The sequence below is a fragment of the Rhodococcus sp. H36-A4 genome (genome assembly GCF_027158005.1).
Classification (GTDB): domain Bacteria; phylum Actinomycetota; class Actinomycetes; order Mycobacteriales; family Mycobacteriaceae; genus Rhodococcoides.
In genome coordinates, this window is the sequence record NZ_JAPVLQ010000001.1 from 422,820 (window position 1) to 445,444 (window position 22,625).

Here is a 22,625-nt window from a genome sequence, read left to right on the forward strand (position 1 = left end):
CCGTTCACCCTCTCGACGGTGACCAGATGGGTGTGACCTACTAAACTCATAGGTATGCGCGTCGCCTACAAAGAACAGATGAACGACCTTGCCGATGCCCTCGGACAGATGGCCACACTGGCCGGCTCTGCGATGGAGAAGGCAACTCAGTCACTACTTCAAGCAGACTTGCTCCTCGCCGAGCAGGTCATCTCCGATCACGACAAGATCTCCGAACTGAGCACCATTGCCGAGGAGAGGGCATTCACCCTCCTCGCGCTCCAAGCTCCGGTTGCTGGGGATCTCCGCTCGGTCGTATCGGGAATCCAGATCGTCGCCGACATCGAGCGGATGGGGGCGCTCGCCCTGCACGTCGCCAAGATCACCCGGCGTCGTCACCCCAACAACGCTCTCCCCGAAGAGGTCAACGGCTACTTCGCCGAAATGGGTCGAATCGCCGTCCAACTCGGAGCATCGGCGCGCGAGGTTCTCGAGACCCGCGATCCCGAACGCGCCGCCAAGCTTCACGAGGAGGACGAGGCGATGGACGACCTCCATCGCCACCTGTTCACCGTGCTGATGGATCGTGAATGGAGTCACGGCGTCGCCGCGGCTGTAGACGTCACCCTTCTCGGGCGGTTCTACGAGCGCTTCGCCGACCACGCAGTCGAGGTCGGGCGCCGAGTCATCTTCCTCGCGACCGGTGAGATGCCGACCGAATTGAGCAGCACACACTTGCCCAGCAGCTGACCCTTCGCTCGTATCGAACGCGCACAAGGAGAACCCCCGAACGCTCGGCGTTCGGGGGTTCTTTTCATGTACTTCCCTACCCGAAGCGACCGGAGATGTAGTCCTCGGTGGCTTTCTGGGTCGGATTGGAGAAGATCTTCTCGGTGTCGTCGATCTCGATGAGCTTGCCTGGCTTACCGGTGGCCTCGAGGTTGAAGAAGCCGGTCTGATCGCTCACGCGTGCGGCCTGCTGCATGTTGTGCGTGACGATGACGATAGTGAAGTCCTTCTTCAGCTCACCGATGAGGTCTTCGATGGCGAGCGTCGAGATCGGGTCCAGTGCCGAGCACGGCTCGTCCATGAGGAGGACATCGGGCTTCACTGCAATGGCACGGGCGATACATAGTCGCTGTTGCTGGCCCCCTGAGAGACCACCACCGGGCTTGTCCAGGCGGTCTTTGACCTCGTTCCAGAGGTTCGCGCCTTTGAGAGAGCGCTCGGCGATCTCGTCGAGTTCCTTCTTCTTTCGTCCGCCCTGCAGCTTCAGGCCTGCGACGACGTTGTCCCGGATCGACATCGTCGGGAAAGGATTGGGACGCTGGAAGACCATGCCGATGGTGCGACGGACACCGACCGGGTCCACGCCGGAGCCGTAGATGTCCTCGCCGTCGAGCAGCACTGATCCTTCTACGCGCGCACCCGGGGTGACCTCGTGCATACGGTTGAGCGAACGCAGCACTGTGGATTTGCCGCAGCCGGAGGGCCCGATGAAGGCAGTCACGCCACGCGGAGGAACCGCGAGGGTGACACCTGCGACGGCTTGGAACTTGCCGTAGAAGATGTTGACGTCTTTGAGGTCGAGACGTTTTGCCATGATCGGCTCCTGTGTTTCTCGAGCGGGGAGATTCGTGGGTGGCGCAGTGGTCAGAAGTTCTTGGGTGCGAAGAACTTGGAGACCAATTTCGCGCCGATGTTGAGCAAAGCAATGATCAGGATCAGCGTCAGTGCTGCTCCCCACATGCGCTCGCTGGTGAGTGCGCCGGTTCCTGCTTTCTGCAGGTCGACCATCATGAGCGGCAGGGAGGTCTGCGGCCCCTCGAACAAATTGAAGTTGATCGCGGTAGCGGAGCCGACCAGAATCAGCACCGGCGCAGTCTCACCCATGACCCGGGCCAATGCGAGCATGATGCCGGTGACGATGCCGGACAGTGCCGTCGGCACGACGATCTTCGCGATGGTCTTCCATTTCGGTACACCGAGTGCGTACGACGCCTCGCGCAGGTCCTGCGGGACGATCCGCAGCATTTCCTCCGACGACCGCACGATGACCGGAATCATCAGCAGAACCAGGGCAAGCGCGACGGCGATGCCGGACCGGTCGAAGCCGAATGTGGCGATCCACAGTGTGTAGATGAACAGCGCGGCAACGATGGACGGGACTCCGGTCAGGATGTCGACCATGAAGGTCGTCACCTTGGCGAGGCGTGTTCCGACACCGTATTCCACGAGGTAGATGGCGACGAAGACACCGATCGGAATCGAGATCAACGCGCAGAACAATCCCTGCATCAGCGTGCCGACGATGGCGTGATAGGCACCGCCACCAGCGATGAACGGGGTGAGGCCTGCTTGCGAGTTCATCCACCATTCTGGTGCGACCACTGCACTGATGCCGCGCGAGATCACCGTGTAGAGCACCCAGATGAGCGGAACCAGCGCGACCAGTACTGCCAGACTGACCAGCACGGTCGCGAATCCGTTGGCGAACTTACGTCGAGCACTGACGCCTTTGAAGGTCTTTTCCTTGACCGGACGATCCAGCGTTGCGGTCATGGCCTAGGCCTTCTTTCCGGCGATGGCGGCGCGAGCGCCCGCGTTGACGACGAAGGTGAGTACGAAGAGAACGAGGCCCGCCGCGATATAGGCGCCCGCCTGGAGCTGGTTGTTGAACTCACCTGCCGCGAGTGCAATCTTTGTCGCGAAGGTGTTTCCGCCGTCGAAGAGTGTCCATCCGAAGGTCGCTTGTGTGCTGCGAATGATGATGTATAGCGCGATGGTCTCGCCGAGTGCGCGTCCGAGCCCGAGCATCGAGCCGCTGACGAATCCAGATTTTCCGAATGGAATGACGGTGGTTCGGACGACTTCCCACCGTGTTGCGCCGAGCGCGAGGGCCGCTTCGATCTGCCCTTTCGGCGTCTGGACGAATACTTCACGTGTCACTGCCGCGATGATCGGCAGGATCATGACGGCGAGGACGATGCCGGCGGTGAAGATGGTGCCTCCACCGGCGATCGATACCGAACCGGTGGCGAAGAGCGGAAACCAGGCGAGGTTTGTGTTGAGCCATTCGGCGAACGGGCTGATGGCCGGCGCCAACACGTACAGGCCCCAGAGTCCGAAGACTATCGACGGAACTGCAGCAAGCAGATCGATGACGTAGCCCAGCGGGCCCGCCACTTTCTTCGGCGCGTAGTTGGTGAGATAGACCGCGATTCCGAGCGCGACCGGCATCGCCAGAATCAGCGCGAAGATCGATACGGTCGCGGTCACCAGGAACAGGTCCCGGATTCCGAACACCATGGCCGAGGTGTCCGAGGTACTCCAACTACCGTTGTACGTCAGGAAGTTGACCGTGTTGTTCTGCAGCGCCGGGATCGCCCGCCACAGCAGGAACAGTCCGATGGCGGCGATGAGCACGATGATGAAGACACCCGAGCCCTTGGCAAGGGTGGCGAAGATGCGGTCACCAGGGCGAGTGACGGTACCGCCCTTGGCCTTCTTGTCCGGCAATTGAATGGACTCTTCCGTGTTCCGGGGCGCCCCGGTCGCGGTGGTGTCATCCGCGGACGTAACGCCGGTGATCGAGTTGGTGTCTCTCATACCGCTCACGTCTCTCGTGTGGTGGTCGAGGACGGAGCCTGCACGATGTCGAGGAGATCGATCCACGACATCGGCACAGGCACTCGTCTCATTGAATCAGGCGATCGCATCGATCGCAGTGACCAAACGCTCTTTGAAGGACTCCGGCAGCGGGACGTAACCTGCTTGTTCGAGACCCTGCTGGCCTTCGTTCGCTGCGCTGAGCAGGAAGGACTTGACCGCTGCACTGGTGTCGGCGTCGTAACCCTTCGAGCAGACAACTTCGTAGGTAGCGAGAACCAGCGGGTAGGAATTTTCGACGTCGCTCGCATAGAGGGCGTCGATATCGATGACGAGGTCGTTGCCCTCGCCGGAGAACTCAGCTGTATCGATGGCCTTACCCGCGGTCTCGCTGCTCAGTTCGACAGGTCCGTTCCCGAAGTCGACGTCGGCGGTGCCGAGGTTCTCCTGTTCGGCGAAGCCCTTCTCGACGTACGTGATCGAGCCTGGGGTCGCAGCAACTGCCTGGGCGACGCCGGACGAACCGTTCGCGCCTTCACCGACGCCTCCTGCCCAGTCGGAGCTGTGGTCGAGTGTCCACGCCTGCGGAGCAGAGGCGGAGAGGAACCGCTGGAAGTTGTCGCTGGTGCCCGAAGAGTCCGACCGATAAACCGGAATGATCGGCGTGGACGGTAGTGAGACACCTTCGTTGACAGCGGCGATCGCCGGGTCGTTCCAGGTGGTGATCTGGCCGGTGAAGATCCGGGCCGCGAGCTCGGGGGTCACCACCAAGTTGTCGACACCGTCGAGGTTGTACGCGATAGCAACCGGGCCGAAGACGAGTGGGAGATTCCAAGCGGGGTTGCCCTGGCATCGTTCGGCGGCTGCGGCAGCCTGCTCTTCCTTGATGGCCGAGTCCGAGCCTGCGAAGTCGACGAGGCCGGCAACGAACTGGGTACGGCCGTTGCCCGAACCACTGGTCGTGTATTCCACGGCTTTGCCGGAGCACATGCCCGCGTAGACGGATGTGAAGTTGTACATCGCGTTCTGCTGAGCAGAGGATCCTTCACCGGTCAGCGGTGACTTGCCCTCACATGTTGCGGCCGTGGTCCCCGATGCCGCTTCGATGTTCGAGTCGCTGCCGCACGCAGTCAGCAGCATGGCACTGATCGCCGCTGCGCTGATCAAAGCAGCATTGCGCTTGAGGTTCACCGTTTCCTCCGAGGATTCTTGTTGCCGTTGTCGCTGATAGGGCAGCGTCGGCGCTACCCACAGCAAAACGTAGAGGGGGCCGGTTGACAGCTACCCCCGAAACAGTGAACGGCGAATGAACAGAGTGGGCATTTGTCCGTTTACGGACGCGAGTAGGCGGCGTCGACGTGGAATCGCGAAAAACCGAGACGCTCGTAGGTGTGCACTGCAGCGGTATTGTCCGCCTCGACGTAGAGCAGCACTTCGGCAAGTTGTCGCTCGCGCAGGTAGTGCAGGCCTGCCAGGGTCAGAACCCGACCGAGACCACGCCCCTGCGACGCCGGGTCGATACCGACGACGTAGACCTCACCGATCTCGTCTTCGCCTGCCTCGGCGGCGTGCACCTTCGTCCAGTGAAACCCGAGAAGATGATCGGTGTCTTTTTCGAAAGCGAGGAACACCCCGGCTGGGTCGAACCATTCTTCGTCGCGGCGATCGGCAATGTCCTTCGCGGTCCAGTCACCTTGTTCGGGATGCCAGGCAAACGCTGCACTGTTGACGCGAAGAAGTTCCGCATCGTCGCGAGGTCCTTCATAGGTGCGCAGCGTGATGCTTTCCGGAACAACCACTTCGGGCAGTTCCGGCGTCGCCGTCGGGCGACGCATCTGCAACAGTTCGCGCGCCACCGTCAAGCCGAGTCGGGCGGCGACCGCCTGTGCGGGTTCGAGGTTCCCGTGGGCCCACACTCTGGCTCCGTCGCCCCCCTCGGACAGTGCACGGTCGACGAGGCTTCGACCCGCGCCTCGACCGCGGAACTCCGGATCCACGACGACTTCGGCCATCGACGGAGCCTCGGCCGAACCAGCTGCGATGCCCGCGTAGCCGACGATACGAGTGCTCTCGGAAACAATCAGATGCTGCACCGAACTGTCCGCCGAGAGTGCTTTGACTGCCTGTTCCGACAGGGGTGCGGTGCCGTCGGTGACAGCGGCACGTGACACCACGTTCTTGACGGCCTCGGACACCTCCGAGGTCATCGCGGCGGAGTCGAGTCGGGAGATTTCGAACGAGGGGGTCATCTACTGAGCCGTGCTTCCATGTGTCGTGCCGTGGACCGAGGTCAGCTCGGGGCTGTCTTCGCCATCGTCTTCATGACCTGCTGATACCGGCCCACCCTTTGTGGCGCGAGAAGGACGCACCGCCTTGTATCCGACGTTGCGAACGGTGCCGATCAGCGACTCGTACTCGGTGCCGAGTTTCGCGCGGAGGCGTCGAACATGCACGTCCACGGTTCGAGTGCCACCGAAGAAGTCGTATCCCCACACCTCCTGGAGCAGCTGTGCACGCGTGAACACTCGTCCGGCGTGCAAAGCCAGATACTTGAGGAGTTCGAACTCCTTGTACGTCAGATCGAGGGGGCGTCCGCGCAGTCGCGCGGTGTAAGTGCCCTCGTCGATGACGAGCTCGCCGAGTGTGATCTTTCCCGATGCCTCCGGACTTGCCACTCCCCCGGAACGTCCGACGAGCAGACGTAGACGGGCATCGAGCTCGGCGGGTCCGGTGCCGGGGAGCAGAATGTCGTCCAGGCCCCATTCGGAGTTGACGGCCACCAGACCGCCCTCGGTGAGTACGGCGACCACCGGGATCGCCGAGCCGGTACTACCCAGCAACCGGCACAATCCGCGCGCGGCGGCCAAATCGGTGCGCGCGTCCACCAGGGCAATGTCAGCGGAACCTGCCTCCAGCAGCGAGGAAACTTCGGTGGGAACAGGCCGCACATGGTGCGACAGAAGCGCAAGCGACGGTAGGACGGCCTCTGGATTCGGATCGGAGGTCAGAAGCAGGAGCTCCACACAGCCTCTATTCTTACCGCTGTCGTGCCGATATCGAACTGAGTCGAATTCTCGGCGGGACGCCGTCTTCGGGAGCGAAGCCGACGGCTTTCTCAGGGGGTAAGACTAACTTGCCCACGGGGACCACCGTTCAACGCAGCCCCGGATCCGTCGGTCACAATGGTCCCCATGCGCAAACTGATCATCGGTCTCGTGAGTCTGCTGGCACTCGCCCTCGTCGTCGACTTCGGGGTTGCGGCCTACTCCGAGTACCGCGTCTCGCGCGCAATTCGTGAGGGCGGGGACCTTACCTCCGACCCTCAGGTCACGATCCACGGTTTCCCGTTTCTGACCCAGGCCGCCGAAGGCAAGTACCAGAACGTGGAGGTCCGAGCACAGGACGTCCCCAACGATTACGTCGGGTCGACGACGATCGAAGCCAATCTGCGTGGCGTGTCGATCCCCCTGTCGGACTTGGCCGACGGGTCGGTTCAGACCGTTCCCGTCGATAAACTGGACGGGCGGGTGCGCATCGAAGCGACGGACCTCGGACGCTTCCTCGACATCGTCGACCTGCAGGTTTCTGCTCCACCCGCCGACAAGTCGGACGGAACGGGCGGTTCGGGTGGGTCCGGCAAGACGACGAACGGCGGAGTCGTGCTCACCGGCACCGTTCCGGTCGGCCCGGTCGAGACCGAAGTCAGCGTCCAGGCGGATCTGATTCTCGATGGCGATCGGGTGAGCATCGTCGCGACCGATTTCTACTTCGGCCCCGAGGGCAGTGCCGATTTCACGATCCCCGACTTCGCGAAGTCTTCTGTGCTCGGTTTGTTCACCAAGACGATCGATCGCCAGACGCTTCCGTTCGGAGTGCTCCCGACCGATGTCTATGCGGAGGGTTCGCAAATCGTGATCGAAGGCTCGGCGGAGAATGTGACGATCGACTTGGACGAGATCGAAAAGTCATGACCGGAATCACAATTCTCGTTGTCGTACTGGTTGCTGCATCGGTGGTCGGCGTAGTCCTCACCTCACGCACTGGAAAGGTACGGCATGCCGCCACGGAGGGAACCTCCCCACAGTTGACCGCCATGCTGACGGACGCCGGTGCTGTCTCGGGGCACGCGACGGTTCTGCACTTCTCCGCTGACTGGTGTGGCCCCTGTAGTGCTGTGCGACGCGTGGTGGGTCAGGTACTCACCGAACTGGACGGTGCAACCGAGCTCGAACTCGACATCGACGAACACCAGGCGCTCGCCCGGGAGCTGGGGGTTCTGTCGCTTCCCACGACATTCGTTCTCGACTGGCAGCTGAACCAGCGCGTTCGGATTGCCGGAGTCCCGAAAGCGGCCGCCCTGAAGGCTGCGTTGCTCGACCTGTAGTTCTGCTGGTCCGAGTTCTCGGGGTAGGGTGTTCGATGTGTTGTCCCGCCATGAGCTGTTGCTCACCAGTCGTCGCACGGTAGACCTGTGCCGACTGGGCGGTTGTTGCTGTCGCTGCTGCTGATCCCTCGTTCCGCCGGTGCTGTTGGTGCGCACTCCGGAAAGCTTTCAGCCGATCACGGGTAGATCCCTCATTACCCCTCTGCAGATATGCCGGTTCCGTAGATCGGACCCGCCTCGACACCCGACTCCGTCAACAAATCCAGTGCAGGAGCACCTTCACGATGTCTACCGACCTACATTCCGCGGTCGAACAAGTCGATGCCCGTGGCCCACGATTCGCGGCGTGGATCACCACCGCCGTGCTCGTAGTAGTTCTTCTGTTGTCGTCCTTCTCCATTGTTGCCGCGGCAGTCCTTCTGGCTGCTCAGGCCGTGGTCTTCGCGATCGGCGCCGCCTTCGGTCCGCGGCGCAGCCCCTACGGCCGACTGTTCGGACTGTTCCTCGCACCCAGGTTGTCACCGACCAGCGAACGCGAGCCGACGCCGCCACTGAGGTTCGCGCAGCTCGTCGGCTTCCTGTTCGCGGCCGCCGGTGTCTTCGGTTTCGCCGCTGGGCTACCAACTCTCGGCGCTGTGGCCACTGGCTTCGCACTGTTCGCGGCTTTCCTCAATGCGGCCTTCGCCTTGTGTCTCGGCTGCCAGATCTATCCCCTCGTGGCGCGAGCGCGATCGCACGCCGCTCGCGCCTGACATACCTACCTACCCACCCATCACCGACCGACACAATTTCTACCCTCAGATATCCATCACCGAAAGGAAACCCATGGCCCGCTCCGACGTCCTGGTCTCTGCCGACTGGGCCGAGCAGAACCTGAACGCCACGAAGACCGTTTTCGTCGAGGTCGACGAAGATGCAAGCGCCTACGACGGCGGTCACATCGAAGGCGCAGTGAAACTCGACTGGCGCAAGGACCTGCAGGACCCGGTTCGCCGCGACTTCCTCGGCCAGGACCAGTTCTCCGATCTCCTGTCGGCGAAGGGAATCGCCAACGACGACACCGTCGTGCTGTACGGCGGTAACAACAACTGGTTCGCCGCCTACGCGTACTGGTACTTCAAGCTGTACGGCCACAACGACGTCAAGCTCATCGACGGCGGCCGTAAGAAGTGGGAACTCGACGGCCGTCCACTGTCGAGCGATATCGTCACTCGGGACACGACGCAGTACCGGGCACAAACGCCTGACCTGTCGATCCGCGCATTCCGTGACGAGGTCATCGACGCCATCGGCAACAAGAACCTCATCGATGTTCGCTCCCCCGACGAGTTCTCCGGCAAGATCCTCGCGCCGGCGCACCTCCCGCAGGAGCAGGCGCAGCAGCGCGGACACGTGCCCTCTGCGATCAACATCCCGTGGAGCACCACTGCCAACGAGGACGGCACGTTCAAGAACGACGACGCCCTCGAGGCGCTGTACAAGGAAAAGGGCTACGACGAGGGCAAGGCGACCATCGCTTACTGCCGCATCGGCGAGCGCTCGAGCCACACCTGGTTCGTTTTGAAGGAACTTCTCGGCAAGTCCGACGTCAAGAACTACGACGGCAGCTGGGTCGAGTACGGCTCCCTCGTCGGAGCACCCATCGAGTTGGAGGTTCACTGATCATGTGCGGAGCACCCGTTCAAGGCCAAACGATTCCGGCAGGCGTCGATGTCGAGAAGGAGACCGTCATCACCGGTCGTGTTCTTGCCACCGACGGTGAGCCTGTGGGCGGCGCATTCGTGCGTTTGCTCGACGGCACCGGCGAGTTCACAGCAGAGGTAGTGGCGTCGGGAACCGGAGACTTCCGGTTCTTCGCAGCGCCCGGCCGGTGGACATTGCGTGCACTGTCCTCGTCCGGCAACGGTGACGCGGTGATCACCCCGGAAGGTGCAGGCGTGCACTCGGCGAATGTGACCGTCGGAGCCTGATTTCTCCAAGAACAACAAAGAGCCCCGCGTCGATTCTTCTTCGATGCGGGGCTCTTTCGTGTGTGTCCTAGTTCTGCGGCACGATCTCGGTCGACGGCGCAGTGGTCGGCTCGGGAACCGTCGAGTACTGCGGTGGGAAGACACCTGGCGGTAGCGCTACGCCGAAGGAATCGAGCAGCGCTCCCAGATCGGTGTCACGAGTGAGGGTTCCGGGCGTCGGGAGTGTCTGCGGATTCGGTTCCTGCGATGCCTCGGGTACCGGTGCAGCATCCGGAGCCGGGTTGGGATCGACCTCGGAGGTGGCCAGAGGTGCATCGTCGACGCCCTTTTTATCGCGTTCTGTTTCCGCCAGATCCGTCACCCAGGCGACAATCTTTTCGCTCTCCCACGCGCGGCCGTCATTCGGATTGTTGTTCCAGTACAACAGGTGCTGGAGAAATCCGAGAAATATGTACGGCTCGATGAGGACATCGACTATTCCCTTGTTGTTCTCCACCAGACCTTCGCCTTCGGCACGCACTTTGGCACGCACCGTCTCGGCTCCTGGCCCCATCGCCCAATCGAGGTCTTCGCGTAGGCGCTCGGGGGTCAGATCTGCACGGGCTTTCCCCTCGTCGACCTGGTAGGTCTGATCGGAAACCTTGAGAAGCACTTCGAGCAGCGTCTCTTCGGACCCGACCCAGTCCTTCTGGGTGACGATATCGACGATCGCGCGGGTCGCTATGGAGGCCACCGTGCGGGCGAAGTCGGCGACGGACTGGACGGGGTCGATCACCGTCAGCCGCATCTGTCCGAGTACTCCGAGTGCCAGTTGCAGCGCGAGAATGTTCTCGGGAGCGTCGCAGGCAAGATCGTAGGGTCGACAAGCCCAAGTCATCTTGTCGTTCAGCGTGCCGTAGTCCTTGGCCTCCGGCGACTGGAACCCACCGCGTGTCGGGCCCGGCTCGTCGATATTAGGTACGCCTGCAGGTCGGTAAGGATCCCCCAAGAGTGCAACACCGGCGATGTCTTCGCCCGTGACGAGCGAATCGGGAGCGCGGTGGCCCAGTTCCATCGCGACCCGCTCGACCACCTCGCCACCGACGCTGTAACCGAGGAGGACGAACTTGGTGTTCTCGCCGCATTTGTTCTTGTACTCGTCGAGCAGACGGTTGGTCGAGGCAACGCCTGCGGCAACCGATTCTTGGTACGTGGGCACGTCGGACAGAAATCCAACTCCGTACGTCGATGGATACGGGACGTAGAGCCAGCCGACCGATCCCGGGTTGTTCGCGCCGGCCTGGCCGACAGGAAGCGTCACGTTGCCCACCCAGTTGGCCATCGGCGAACGGGGTTCTTCGTTCAGCGGATCGCGATCGGCGTCCGAGTCGGTGGCGCCGGACACGGCGAGCATCAGAATGTCCGGGCATTCCTGGGCAAAGTTGTTCGGGTCGATATTCGGGCGGTCTTCTTCGGGCGAGGGCATGCCTGCAGACCCCGTCGTGGACGAACCCGATTCCGGGGATGCGGCCGCGGCCGCGGGAACTGCAAGGAGCAACGCCACCCCCAGCGTCGCGGACTTCGTCAATATCGAGCCCGCACGTGTTCGGCGACGCATTCGAGATCCTCTCCAGCACACTTCGAGACAGCTTTCGACCAGACAAAAGGGTGTCGGGCGTACAACGCCCGACACACACACTGGAGAAGGTACCGTGCAGAGCCCCCATCGTTTGCTACAGAGTGTGAATCCCCGATGTCAGGGGCCCGATACTGGGAGATTGCACTATCGACTTCGGCGTTGTCGCGACCGCGATTCTGCAGAGTCGATAGCGTGGGTCTAAACTCGGCGTCGTGGTCATCTTCTTCGAGCTTCTGCTGGCACTGGCTGCAGTAGCCATCATCGCGTTCTCGCTCTACGTCGTCTACCGCTTGGTTACCGAAGAATCGTGACCGAGCGCGCAGCCGACGGGTCGGGCGAGACCACACGGTCCGCTAATGATGCGATCGCCGAAGCTGCCGAGAAGTTCGAGGCAGCGTCGGCACGCAACATTCCGACGTTGCCGGATCTTCCGCACCCCGAGGACACCGCCAACCTTCGCCTCGGACCCGAACTGAATCCAGCGATGCTTGCGCTGCTTCCGCTGGTCGGCGTCTGGCGCGGCGAAGGTGAGGGACGCGATCCCGAGTCGGGAGAGGAGTACCCGTTCGGGCAGCAAATCGTGGTCTCACACGATGGAGGTGCCTACCTCAGCTGGGAATCTCGCTCGTGGCGTCTCGACTCCGACGGAAACTACGCGCACCCCGACCTTCGCGAAACCGGCTTCTGGCGGATCACCGGCGATGACGTCAAGGGCAGCGAAACACCGGAGGTCATCGAGTTTCTGCTGACGCACAGCACCGGCGTCGTCGAACTCTATTACGGGCACGCGCTGAATCAGACTTCGTGGGAACTGGCGACCGATGTCGTCATCCGGTCCACTTCGGGTGCTCTCGTCGGTGGCGCCAAGCGGCTCTACGGCATCGTCGATGGCGCCGACCTCGCGTACGTCGAGGAACGCATCGACGCCGACGGAGAGCTAGCACCACGGCTGTCTGCTCGCCTCGTCCGCTATATCGGCTGAGATCTTCTTCGGTCTCGACAATCTGGTCCCCACGCACGCGAACGGCCCCCGAGCCATACCTGCTTTCAGGTCTCGGCCGGATAAGGCCGAGGGCTCGGGGGCCGGGCAGCTGCCTTGGATTCGCTTGCCGCTCGCGCGGTCTTCGAAAAGTGAATCCGTCAGCGGTTGCGGCTAGCTGACAGCCACCTCACGTGTCCTAGAGTTCTTCAACGTCAGACCACCTCCTCTCCCGTGTACTCAACAAAGTACGCCGTGATTCCGAAGTCGGCAAAGGAATATTTCCGTCGGCAACGCCGAAGTCCAAGACCAGGTCAGCGTGGTTGTCCGCCGGAAGCTGATGCGTCACCACCACGACCGCACGATTCCCGTCGACGATACTGTCGGAGCGGTCGAGGAGCCGTCGCAGGAGCTGCGCTCCCCCGTCGTCGTCGAGGTGTTCGGTCGGTTCGTCCAGCAGCAGGACCGGCGCATCGGACAACAGCGCCCGAGCCAGCAGAATGCGTCGACGCTGTCCTCCGGACACGGCCTGCGCACCGCTGACAAGGGGCGTGTCGATGCCGTCCGGGAGCGAGGAGATCCAGGCGCCGAGGCCGACTCGGTCGAGCGTCTCGACCGCCTCGTCCGACTGCACGTCGCCGCGTGCCACCCTCAGGTTTTCGAGAATCGACGTGTCGAACAGGTGCGCATCTTCGGCGAAGAAACGGGCGCCGGAGCCCTCGACGGTGCCGCTGATCGGTGGCAGCAGTCCCGCGAGCGTCATCAGGAGAGTGCTCTTACCGATACCGCTGGGACCGACGATCGCTACCCTCGCTCCGGGACCTACATCGAGATCGACCCGCACCGTAGTCGAGGAAGACCCCGGCCAGCCGCACCGCAAGTTTCTCGCAGTAACACGGTCGGTGAGCGAGTCCAGATCATTCACTGTCTGCGGAGCGGCCTCATCCGCAGCGTCCAGCAGCTCCACGATGCGTGACGCCGAAATGCGAGCCCTGGTGAGTGCGATGGCGGCACCAGGCAGGGCAGAGGTCGCCTCGAAGGCGGAAAGCGGCACGAGCACGATGATCGCCAACGCCATCGGCGTCATGCCACCTGCTGTTCCGCCCGTGCTGCCGTACAGCGAGATACCGACGAGCAGGGAGCCCAGCACCGCCGCACCGATGGAAAGAGGTAAAGCCGCGTCAGCAAAGGCTGCAGGTAGAGCCGCCCGGTCGCGGGCTTCGACCGATGCTCGGTTGGCTTCGGCAGCCTCCCCCAGGGTCTCGTCCAATCGTCCCGCAACCCGCAACTCCCCGGCGTGGTCGAGGGCGCGGACGGCGGTTTCGCTGAACTCCGCCCGGGCCGAAATGCCCTCGGACTCGGCGATGACGGCAGATCTCGCCGCCCAGTAGGGCGCGAGTACCCCGGCGACCACGAGAGCCAGCAGCAGAATCAGTGCTGCAGCCGGCGAGACGAACGCCAACACGACGACAGCTGCAATCGCCAGAACTATCGATACGCAGATCGGCACGATCGCACGCACGACGACGTCACCGAGCACGTCGACGTCGTTGCCGGTGCGCGACATCAGATCGCCGCGACGCAATCCCGCAGCTGCGGCCGGATTGCCAGCGGCGAGCCGTTCGTAGAGACGAGTTCTCGCCGACGTCGTTCCGCGCAGGGCGGTGTCGTGAGTAGCCAGGCGTTCCAGGTACCGAAATACGCCGCGCGAAATGCCCAGTGCCCGAACAGCGACGACAGCGACCGTCAGATCCAACACCGGTGGCATCTGCCAGGCGCGGGTGATGAGCCAAGCGGATACCGCCGCAAGAGTCAGTGCGCTACCCAAGGTTGCGACCCCTGCCGCCACGGACATGGCCACTCGGGACGGACGAAGTTCGAGAAGTTCGAGGGCGCGCCGAAGGTCAACGAGCATGGCGGGCCTGCACTTCGATGATCGAATCGGCACTGATGAGAACCGAACGACGGTGACCGACCACTACGACGGTTCTGCCCTCGTCGGCGAGACGACGAATGGTTTTCAGTACTGTCGCTTCGTGAGTCGCGTCGAGGTGAGCCGTGGGTTCGTCCAGCAGAAGCACCGGGGCCGAGGAGGTCAGGACTCGTGTCAGCGCGAGGCGTTGGCGCTGTCCGAGGGAGAGCCCGACACCTCCGGCACCGACGACGGTCTGCCATCCGAGCGGTAGCTCTGCCAGAACCTGATCGAAACCTGTTGCTGCGCAAATACTGTCGAGTTCATGGGGATCGGGCCGTGTCCCGGTGAGCAGGAGGTTGCTCTCCAGGGTGCCGGGAAGAAGGACGGGTCGCTGTGGGAGCCATGCGATCTGACGCCACCAGGAATGCACATCGACGTCGGCCAAGTCTGTTCCGCCAACGGTGACCGCGCCTTCGTCGGGCGCAGTCAGCGCTAGAATCACGCTCAGCGCCGTCGACTTTCCTGCGCCGTTCGCACCGGCCAGCACTGTCACGGTGCCGGGTTCGAATACGGCGTCGAGTCGGTGCGGGGCGCTGCCGCCACGCGCATCGACAGAAATCGAAGCCAGCTCCAGCCGTGCGCCACGGGCTTGAATCGATCGCACCCCCGTTCTCTCCGCCGGGCGATCGTCCAGCACGCCGAACGCCTTCTCCGACGCGGCGACGCCGTCCTCGGCGGCGTGGAATTGGGCCCCTACCCGGCGTAGCGGAACGTACACCTCGGGTGCGAGTACCAGCGCGATGATGCCGGCCTCGAGAGCCATGTCCCCGAAGACCAGTCTGAGTCCGATGCTGACGGCGACGAGAGCTACACACAGAGTGGCAAGCAGTTCGAGAACCATCGAGGACAGAAACGCGATCTTCAGTGCACGCATGGTCGCGCGGCGATGTGCTTCGCCGAGTGCCCGGACCCGCGCTGCAGGCCCGTGTTCACGGCCAAGTGCACGGAGCGTGGGAAGTCCGGCAAGGAGGTCTAGTAGTTGGGCAGACAATCGTGTCATCGATTCGAGCGTCGCCTCTGCCTTCCCCTTGGTCAGCAGGCCGATCAGGATCATGAAGATCGGAATCAGCGGAAGCGTGACAAAGATGATCGCTGCCGATGTCAGATCCTCGGTCAGGATGACCATGAGCGTCAGGGGCGTCAGCGTTCCCGCCAGGATCAGCGCGGGCACGTAGCCGGTGAGATAGGGCGCGAGACCACCCAAAGCCCTGGTCACGACCGTCGCGACGCCTTCGCGCTCGGAATCGAGTCGACGTGGATCACCGTTCGACGCGGCGGCGAGGACGTCGTTCTCGAGTTCTTCGACCACGCGCGAGGCCGCACGATGCGCATAGCGCGATTGCAGCCAGGTCGAGGTAGTTCTGACCACGATGGCTCCGGCGAGAACTGCCAACTGCCCGGACCAGTGCGAGATCGATCGTGCTGCGGGATCGGTGATGACGCCCGCGAGCACTGTGCCTGTCATGACCGCGGAGACGATGATCGCCGCGGTATCGACGAGCGAAAGAAGCACTGTCGACAGCAGATACCGCCGCGCCGATCGCGAGTACCGCCACAACCGGGGGTCGATCGGTCCCCGGCGCGGCGCGGCGGTGACTGTCATGACTTGCGACCGAGCGGCAATCCGATCGAGTCGGGGATGTGCGCGGTGGAGATGCGCTGGCGGAACACCCAGTACGTCCACGCCTGATATCCGATGACGACCGGTGCGGTGAAGGCCGCTGCCCAGGTCATCACCTTGAGCGTGTACGGACTCGACGACGCGTTCTCGATGGTCAAGCTGAACGCGGGATCCGTCGTGGACGGCATCACGTCGGGGAACAGTGATCCGAACAGCAGTACGACGACGGCGATGACGGCGATCGTGGTGAACACGAATGCCCAGCCCTCGCGCACCTTGGCGGTGAGAGCGACAACGGCGATCAGCGCGATAGCGGCGGTCCCGACCATGATCCACGTCCACCCCGTCCCGTAGGCGAGTTGGGTCCACAGGGCGAAGGCTCCGCCGACCACGACAGCTGGGACAGATAGCCGTACCGCCATTTTGACCGCGTCCTCGTGTACGTCGCCTGCAGTCTTGAGCGCAATGAACACGGCACCGTGCAGCGCGAACACCAGCGCCATCGTGGCGCCGCCGAGCAGGGCATACGGGGAGAGCAGGTCGAAGAACCCTGCGGTCACCTTCTTGTTCTCGTCGATCGCCACTCCGCGCACGATGTTGGCGAACGCGACGCCCCACAGCACGGCCGGAATCCACGAACCGATTCCGATGCCGAGATCACAGCGTCGACGCCACACCGGGTCGTCGATTTTGCCGCGGTACTCGATGGCGCAGATACGCAGGATGAGCGCGACGAGGATCAGCAGTAAGGGTATGTAGAACCCTGAGAACAGGGTTGCGTACCACTCCGGGAATGCCGCGAACAGTGCACCTCCGGCGGTGATGAGCCACACCTCGTTTCCGTCCCACACCGGGCCGATGGTGTTGAGAACTGCTCGACGCCTGCGTTCTCCGACTTTCGGATCCGATGCCCGTCCGAAGACCGGGATCAGCATGCCGACGCCGAAGTCGAAACCTTCGAGGACGAAGTAGCCGGTGAACAACACTGCGATCGCTACGAACCAGAATTCTTGAAGTCCCATGATCGTTCCCCTCAGTACGCGAACGAGAGTTGTTGCGGAGCATCGTCATCCGTCGGATCGTCCTGATCGCTACCCGGCGGGTGCTGATCGTGTTCGAGCGGGCCTTCTACGACATATTTGCGGAGGAGGTAGAACCACACGACGCCAAGAGCTGCGTAGACCACCGTGAACGTCACCAGCGAGGCAACGACGAGGGAGGCCGGATGATCGGACACTCCCTGATCGACAGTGAGTCTTATTCGATCGACGCCGGTCGGGTTGGGAGCGACAACCCACGGCTGACGTCCCATCTCGGTGAAGATCCAACCGGCACTGTTGGCCAGGAACGGCGTCGGGATCGCGGCGAGGCTCAGCCAGGAGAACCAGCGCTGGTTCGGGACGCGTCCACCGCGGGTAACCCAGAGTCCGGCGATCGCGAGCAGTGCCGAGCCTGCGGCCAGGCCGATCATCGCGCGGAAAGCCCAGTAGGTGACGAACAGGTTGGGTCGGTAGTTGCCCGGCCCGAACTGCTGTTCGTACTGAAGTTGTAGATCTTCGACGCCCTGCAGCGTGACGCCGGAGAACTGCCCCTCGGCAAGGTAGGGCAGCACGAACGGCACTTCGAGAACGTGGGTGACGCCATCGCAGTTGTTGTGGGTACCGACAGTCAGGATCGAGAAGTCCGGATCGGTTTCGGTGTGACAGAGCGATTCCGCCGAGGCCATCTTCATGGGTTGCTGCTCGAACATGAGCTTGCCCTGAACGTCGCCGGTGTAGATCAGCGCGATGCCGGACAGGATCATGACCACGAAGGACATTCGAGCGGCCGGTCGGAACATGCTCCGCGAGTTGGTGTCGCGGCCCTTGCGAGCCTCTCGCACCATCCACCAGCCCGAGATCCCTGCGACGAACGTTGCAGCCGTCAGGAATGCGCCGGCGACGGCGTGCGGAAATGCGGCGAGTGCGGTGTTGTTGGTGAGTAGTTCCCAAATGCTCGTCAGTTCCGCGCGACCGGTCTCTTCGTTGTAGATCGCACCGACTGGGTGCTGCATGAACGAGTTGGCGGCGATGATGAAGAATGCGGAGGCGTTGACACCGATCGCGACGAGCCAGATCGTGGCCAGGTGAACAAGTTTGGGCAGCCGGCCCCATCCGAAGATCCACAGTCCGAGGAAGGTCGACTCGAGGAAGAACGCGACGAGCCCTTCCAGCGCGAGCGGTGCACCGAAGACGTCACCGACGAAGCGGGAGTACTCGCTCCAGTTCATGCCGAACTGGAACTCCTGGACGATGCCGGTTGCGACACCGAGCGCGAAGTTGATGAGGAAGAGTTTTCCGAAGAATTTGGTCAGTCGATACCAGGAGTCCTTCTTGGTGATCACCCACATCGTCTGCATCGCGGCGATGATCGGGGCAAGACCGATCGTCAGCGGAACGAGAATGAAGTGGTAAACGGTGGTGATACCGAATTGCCACCTCGAAATGTCCAAGGTATCCATGACGACTCCGACTCTCCCGCCCCCGGGCAGGTAACTGAAGTTACCGCTGACGCGGGCTTGTTGCAGCGAATCCTAGATTACTACTACGCGGAGTAGTAGCTCAAGCGTCGACAGTGTCGCCCTCCCCACGTTCGATCGCGAAATCGACCATCGATCGGATGTCGTCGGCGTTCCCAGGGGTGCCCAGCGTGACCCCGTTCAGGGTGACGACACGCGCCGCGAGCGTGATACTCGAGATCAACCAAACACCCTCTGCAGCAATCAGATCCGCGGGAAAAATGTTCGACTTCTCGCAGGTGTATCCCTTTGCGGTCGCGACGTCGAACAGAGCGTCGACAGTGGTTCCTGCCAAGATCCCGTGTTCGACCGGCGGTGTGATCAGTGTCTTACCGCGGGAGATGACCACTGTGGACCGCGGACCCTCGAGGACCTGCCCCTCATTGCTGGTGTAAATCACCTCGTCGGCGCCCTGCTGGGCGGCATATCGCAACGCAGCCATGTTGGTCGCATACGACAGCGTCTTGGCACCCATCAACTGCCACGGCGCCGCCGCGGCGAAATCCACCGAATACCCGCGACCGAGGGTGATAGCCGACACCCCTTCTGTGCGGGCCTTGGCGACCCGTTCGTGCAGTGGACCTACCGTCGCGTAACCCGTCGGGCCACCGCCACTCTCCCGGCCACGGCTCAACACCACCCTCAGTGCACCCTCGTTCCGCGTCTTGCGCTCCCACTCGTCCACCGCAAGGCCGATAACCAGCCTCCAGTCGTCCAGGTCGGGCTCAGGCAGATCGAGTGCCCTCGCCGAGGCAGCCAGACGCGTGAGGTGCCTCTCCACCCCACACGCCGCTCCATCCCGAATCAGAAGCGTCTCGAAAATTCCGTCACCCCGAACTGCGGCAAGGTCGTCGGCACACAGAAGCGGTTGATCTGCGTCGTGAACTTGCCCATCGAGGGTCACTACTACACGGTCTGACATGGCGTCTACCCTAGTGGGGTCGCTCCGCAGGCTGCGCTCCTGCCAGATGAGTCGCTCCGCAGGCTGCGCTCCTGCCAGATGAGTCGCTCCGCAGGCTGCGCTCCTGCCAGATGCTCCTACTATGGGAGACGTGCCCGATACCGCCCCGATCGACCCGAGCCCACTTCTCACTCTCCCCGGCGCTGTGCCTTCGCCCGAAGACTCTGCAGACCGCGCCGTGGCCTGGCACTACGGCAATCCCTTCGGTGAGCAACGAGACGCGACATCTGCTGCGGCAGTCATCGACCGCTCCAACCGCTTCGTCATAGCGATCAGCGGGGAAGAGCGCCTGACCTGGCTCGATACGATCTCCAGTCAACAGGTGCTGGGCCTGCCCGACGGCACGTCGGCAGAGAACCTGAGTCTGGACATCAACGGACGCGTCGAACATCACTTCGTACAGACCGATCTCGACGGCATCACGTGGATCGACACCGAGGCCGCGAACGGGCCCGATCTCCTCGCGTTCCTGAAGAAGATGGTGTTTTGGTCCAAGGCCGGGCCTCGGGAAGGAGACGAGCTCGTAGTCTCGAGCGTGCTGGGCTCGGACGCGCATCGAGTCCTCGATGCTGCCGGCTTGCCGACCCCCGAGGACGTCTATGCCGCACTCCCCCTCGAAGGTGGCGGGTTCATCCGACGGATGCCGTGGCCCGGCCAGAACGCGTACGACCTACTCGTCCCACGTGCGTCGCTGACCGAGTGGTTCAAGAAGCTGCGCGAGCAGGGCGCGACCCCCGCCGGTACGTGGGCATACGAGGCGCTACGGGTGGAGTCGATTCGCCCGCGGGTCGGTATCGACACCGACGAGAAGACGATCCCCCACGAGGTCCGTTGGATCGGCGGAGTGGCCGAACTCGGCGCCGTGCATCTGAGCAAGGGTTGCTACCGCGGGCAGGAGACCGTCGCTCGCGTGCACAACCTGGGTCGGCCACCACGCCATCTGGTTCTTCTTCATCTCGACGGTTCTGCCGACGGCAGGCCCGAAACCGGGGATCCGGTGACGGCCGGAGGGCGTACCGTCGGCCGGCTCGGCACCGTCGTCGATCACTTCGAACTCGGCCCCATCGCGTTGGCTCTGATCAAGCGAACCATTCCAGCCGGCACCGAGTTGGTCGTCGGTCCGTGTGCGGCGTCGATCGACCCGGATTCGATTCCGAACTACGACGACGTTCAGGCGGGCCGCGCAGCAATCGATCGGCTCCGCGGGAGATAACCGGAAGACAGGTCACTTTTGCGTCGCGATGCGTCTTCGTGATCCTTACCGACGCTACGGGCATTGCCGCAGGCCAGCGGCCCTGACCGGCACTTCTGGACACGTGATACATATAAGAAGGAATAATGCCACCCAGAGGCGTATGAGCATCTGAGCCGTTCTCGCGCTAGAGTGTGGTCCAGGAAGAAATACCAAAACCAACGGGGCGCCCAAATTTCCCCAGGCCGCCCCGCAAGTCCGCGAGGGGGCAACGCCATGGGCCGAGGCAGGGCTAAGGCAAAGCAGACAAAGGTCGCTCGTGAGCTCAAGTACAGCTCTCCAACAACGGACTTGGAGAGTTTACAAAGAGAACTCTCCGGCGGTTCGTCCAAATCCCACCGTGGCGGCATTACCTCGGGCGGCATATCCTCCTCGTCGGACGCGGAAAGCTATACCCGCGTCGAAGAGGATGAATACGAGGATTGGCGACGCTGATCTGCGATCTATACAACTGAGGGGGAGCCGCACTGCGGCTCCCCCTCAGTTGTATAGATTCCCGATAGTTGTCATGGAGTAGTTGTCATGGAACGCTGTGCGCTCAGAAGCGCGGGTGATTGCCCAGCAGTACGGCGCGCTCGGTTGCAAGCGTCTTGTCCGTCGACTTCTTGACCGTTCCCAGAGTCCAGCAGTCGATGTGCCGTGCAGTCAGGACAGCGAGTGCGCGGTCCACATCCTCGGGCGCGACGATGGCAACCATGCCGACACCCATATTGAACGTCTGCTCCATCTCACTGCGTTCGACGCGTCCACGCTGAGCGATCAGTGAGAACACGGGTGCCGGACTCCATGTTCCACGGTCCAGTTCCGCGACGAGCCCTGCGGGCATGACGCGTCCCAGATTGTTCGCCAATCCGCCTCCGGTGACGTGACAGAACGTCCGCACCTCGGTCTCGGCAGCCAACGCCAGGCAATCCTTTGCATAGATCTTGGTGGGCTCGAGCAGCTCCTCACCGAGAGTACGGCCGAACTCTTCGACGTGGCCGCCGAGATCCATGTGGTTGATCTCGAGCAGAACCTTGCGCGCAAGGGAGTAGCCGTTGGAGTGCAGGCCCGAGGATCCCATGCCGATGACGACGTCGCCGGGGCGCACTCGATCGGGACCGAGAACCGAATCGGCTTCGACCACGCCTACCCCGGTTGCCGACAGGTCGTAGTCTCCGTCTGCCATCAGACCTGGATGCTCGGCAGTCTCGCCTCCCAGAAGCGCACAGCCTGCAATGACACAGCCGTCTGCAATGCCCTTGACGAGCTCGGCGACCATCTCCGGTACGACGCGGCCTACGGCGATGTAATCCTGCAGGAAAAGCGGCTCAGCGCCGCAGACGACCAAGTCGTCGACGACCATGGCCACGAGGTCCAATCCGAGGGTGTCGTGCTTGCCCATCGCCTGTGCGACGGCGACCTTGGTGCCTACCCCGTCTGTCGAGGCCGCGAGAATCGGCTCCCGGTAGTCGGTCTTGAGCGCGAACAGTCCGGCGAATCCGCCCAGACCGCCCATGACCTCGGGTCGAGACGCCTTCTTGGCGAGGGGGGCGAACAGTTCGACCGCTCGGTCCCCTGCGGCGATGTCGACGCCTGCCGAGGCGTAGGAAGCACCACCAGAGGAGGTTGCGCTCGGTGGTCGGGTTTCCTCGGTCATGCGGCTCCAGCCTGTGTGCTCGTACTGTTTGTATTCGCGCATCGTGCGCATAGTGCGCTCTCACGGTACCGGAGCGGACAA

22 protein-coding genes are annotated in these 22,625 nt (G+C 62.8%); 9 read left to right on the forward strand and 13 right to left on the reverse strand.

The genetic code is table 11. The annotated features are described in order from the left end of the window. The first annotated feature begins 54 nt into the window (after nt 1-54). Nucleotides 55-729 (forward strand): phosphate signaling complex protein PhoU, encoded by a 675-nt coding sequence (phoU, locus tag O1W68_RS01990; protein ID WP_269301210.1) that lies wholly within the window; start codon nt 55-57, stop codon nt 727-729. 76 nt (nt 730-805) lie between these two features. Here phoU and pstB read toward each other — a convergent pair whose 3' ends face one another. The 6 genes from pstB to O1W68_RS02020 all read right to left on the reverse strand — a co-directional run bounded on the left by pstB (nt 806) and on the right by O1W68_RS02020 (nt 6,611). After that, nucleotides 806-1,582: a phosphate ABC transporter ATP-binding protein PstB gene (gene pstB / locus O1W68_RS01995; protein WP_269301211.1), complete on the reverse strand. Its 777-nt coding sequence runs from the start codon at nt 1,580-1,582 to the stop codon at nt 806-808. 50 nt (nt 1,583-1,632) lie between these two features. Further along, nucleotides 1,633-2,541 carry a phosphate ABC transporter permease PstA gene (pstA, locus tag O1W68_RS02000; protein ID WP_269301212.1) on the reverse strand — a complete coding sequence of 303 codons (909 nt, stop codon included), beginning with the start codon at nt 2,539-2,541 and terminating at the stop codon, nt 1,633-1,635. Between the two features lie 3 nt (nt 2,542-2,544). Beyond that, nucleotides 2,545-3,588 carry a phosphate ABC transporter permease subunit PstC gene (gene pstC / locus O1W68_RS02005; RefSeq protein WP_269301213.1) on the reverse strand — a complete coding sequence of 348 codons (1,044 nt, stop codon included), beginning with the start codon at nt 3,586-3,588 and terminating at the stop codon, nt 2,545-2,547. Nucleotides 3,589-3,684: 96 nt separating this feature from the next. Then, nucleotides 3,685-4,779 carry a phosphate ABC transporter substrate-binding protein PstS gene (gene pstS, locus O1W68_RS02010; protein WP_269301214.1) on the reverse strand — a complete coding sequence of 365 codons (1,095 nt, stop codon included), beginning with the start codon at nt 4,777-4,779 and terminating at the stop codon, nt 3,685-3,687. Between the two features lie 140 nt (nt 4,780-4,919). Then, the gene (mshD, locus tag O1W68_RS02015; protein ID WP_269301215.1) at nt 4,920-5,837 is read right to left on the reverse strand and encodes a mycothiol synthase; all 918 of its coding nucleotides are present in this window, start codon (nt 5,835-5,837) and stop codon (nt 4,920-4,922) included. Next, the gene (locus tag O1W68_RS02020) at nt 5,838-6,611 is read right to left on the reverse strand and encodes a winged helix-turn-helix transcriptional regulator (RefSeq protein ID WP_269301216.1); all 774 of its coding nucleotides are present in this window, start codon (nt 6,609-6,611) and stop codon (nt 5,838-5,840) included. Between the two features lie 168 nt (nt 6,612-6,779). Here O1W68_RS02020 and O1W68_RS02025 point away from each other — a divergent pair, with 168 nt between their 5' ends. The 5 genes from O1W68_RS02025 (at nt 6,780) to O1W68_RS02045 (ending at nt 9,942) form a co-directional block, all read left to right on the forward strand. Then, nucleotides 6,780-7,559: an LmeA family phospholipid-binding protein gene (locus O1W68_RS02025; RefSeq protein ID WP_269301217.1), complete on the forward strand. Its 780-nt coding sequence runs from the start codon at nt 6,780-6,782 to the stop codon at nt 7,557-7,559. Further along, entirely contained in the window at nt 7,556-7,972 is a 417-nt protein-coding gene (locus O1W68_RS02030) for a thioredoxin family protein (protein WP_269301218.1), read from the forward strand. The genes O1W68_RS02025 and O1W68_RS02030 overlap by 4 nt, the downstream gene beginning before the upstream one ends. 284 nt (nt 7,973-8,256) lie before the next feature. Next, complete coding sequence (locus tag O1W68_RS02035) at nt 8,257-8,724, forward strand: DUF4395 domain-containing protein (RefSeq protein WP_269301219.1); 468 nt, start codon at nt 8,257-8,259, stop codon at nt 8,722-8,724. A gap of 73 nt (nt 8,725-8,797) precedes the next feature. After that, on the forward strand, nt 8,798-9,634 hold the full coding sequence (locus tag O1W68_RS02040; protein ID WP_269301220.1) for a sulfurtransferase: 837 nt from the start codon (nt 8,798-8,800) through the stop codon (nt 9,632-9,634). Nucleotides 9,635-9,636: 2 nt separating this feature from the next. Beyond that, nucleotides 9,637-9,942 (forward strand): DUF1416 domain-containing protein, encoded by a 306-nt coding sequence (locus O1W68_RS02045; protein ID WP_269301221.1) that lies wholly within the window; start codon nt 9,637-9,639, stop codon nt 9,940-9,942. Nucleotides 9,943-10,009: 67 nt separating this feature from the next. Here O1W68_RS02045 and O1W68_RS02050 read toward each other — a convergent pair whose 3' ends face one another. Then, a complete protein-coding gene (locus tag O1W68_RS02050; protein WP_269301222.1) occupies nt 10,010-11,539 on the reverse strand; it encodes a cutinase family protein in 1,530 nt (509 codons plus the stop codon). 328 nt (nt 11,540-11,867) lie between these two features. On the opposite strand from O1W68_RS02050, the gene O1W68_RS02055 reads away from it, so the two are divergent. Next, the gene (locus O1W68_RS02055) at nt 11,868-12,542 is read left to right on the forward strand and encodes an FABP family protein (RefSeq protein WP_269301223.1); all 675 of its coding nucleotides are present in this window, start codon (nt 11,868-11,870) and stop codon (nt 12,540-12,542) included. Nucleotides 12,543-12,738: 196 nt separating this feature from the next. Here the strand turns inward: O1W68_RS02055 and cydC are convergent, their stop codons facing one another. The 5 genes from cydC to O1W68_RS02080 form a co-directional block, all read right to left on the reverse strand. Beyond that, the gene (gene cydC / locus O1W68_RS02060) at nt 12,739-14,454 is read right to left on the reverse strand and encodes a thiol reductant ABC exporter subunit CydC (protein ID WP_269301224.1); all 1,716 of its coding nucleotides are present in this window, start codon (nt 14,452-14,454) and stop codon (nt 12,739-12,741) included. Continuing rightward, entirely contained in the window at nt 14,444-16,117 is a 1,674-nt protein-coding gene (gene cydD, locus O1W68_RS02065; protein WP_269301225.1) for a thiol reductant ABC exporter subunit CydD, read from the reverse strand. The genes cydC and cydD overlap by 11 nt, the downstream gene beginning before the upstream one ends. Continuing rightward, nucleotides 16,114-17,157, reverse strand: a complete 1,044-nt coding sequence (gene cydB / locus O1W68_RS02070; protein ID WP_269301226.1) for a cytochrome d ubiquinol oxidase subunit II — start codon at nt 17,155-17,157, stop codon at nt 16,114-16,116. Before cydB ends, cydD begins: the two co-directional genes overlap by 4 nt. An 11-nt stretch (nt 17,158-17,168) precedes the next feature. Next, complete coding sequence (locus O1W68_RS02075; RefSeq protein WP_269301227.1) at nt 17,169-18,635, reverse strand: cytochrome ubiquinol oxidase subunit I; 1,467 nt, start codon at nt 18,633-18,635, stop codon at nt 17,169-17,171. 100 nt (nt 18,636-18,735) lie between these two features. Continuing rightward, nucleotides 18,736-19,614: an aminodeoxychorismate lyase gene (locus O1W68_RS02080; protein WP_269301228.1), complete on the reverse strand. Its 879-nt coding sequence runs from the start codon at nt 19,612-19,614 to the stop codon at nt 18,736-18,738. 121 nt (nt 19,615-19,735) lie between these two features. On the opposite strand from O1W68_RS02080, the gene ygfZ reads away from it, so the two are divergent. Further along, the gene (gene ygfZ / locus O1W68_RS02085; protein WP_269301229.1) at nt 19,736-20,866 is read left to right on the forward strand and encodes a CAF17-like 4Fe-4S cluster assembly/insertion protein YgfZ; all 1,131 of its coding nucleotides are present in this window, start codon (nt 19,736-19,738) and stop codon (nt 20,864-20,866) included. A 255-nt stretch (nt 20,867-21,121) separates the two neighbouring features. Further along, nucleotides 21,122-21,340, forward strand: coding sequence for a DUF3073 domain-containing protein (locus tag O1W68_RS02090; protein ID WP_269301230.1), 219 nt, complete (start codon nt 21,122-21,124; stop codon nt 21,338-21,340). Nucleotides 21,341-21,443: 103 nt separating this feature from the next. On the opposite strand, the gene purM is transcribed toward O1W68_RS02090, so the two are convergent. Then, nucleotides 21,444-22,544 carry a phosphoribosylformylglycinamidine cyclo-ligase gene (gene purM / locus O1W68_RS02095; protein ID WP_269301231.1) on the reverse strand — a complete coding sequence of 367 codons (1,101 nt, stop codon included), beginning with the start codon at nt 22,542-22,544 and terminating at the stop codon, nt 21,444-21,446. Nucleotides 22,545-22,625 lie beyond the last annotated feature (81 nt).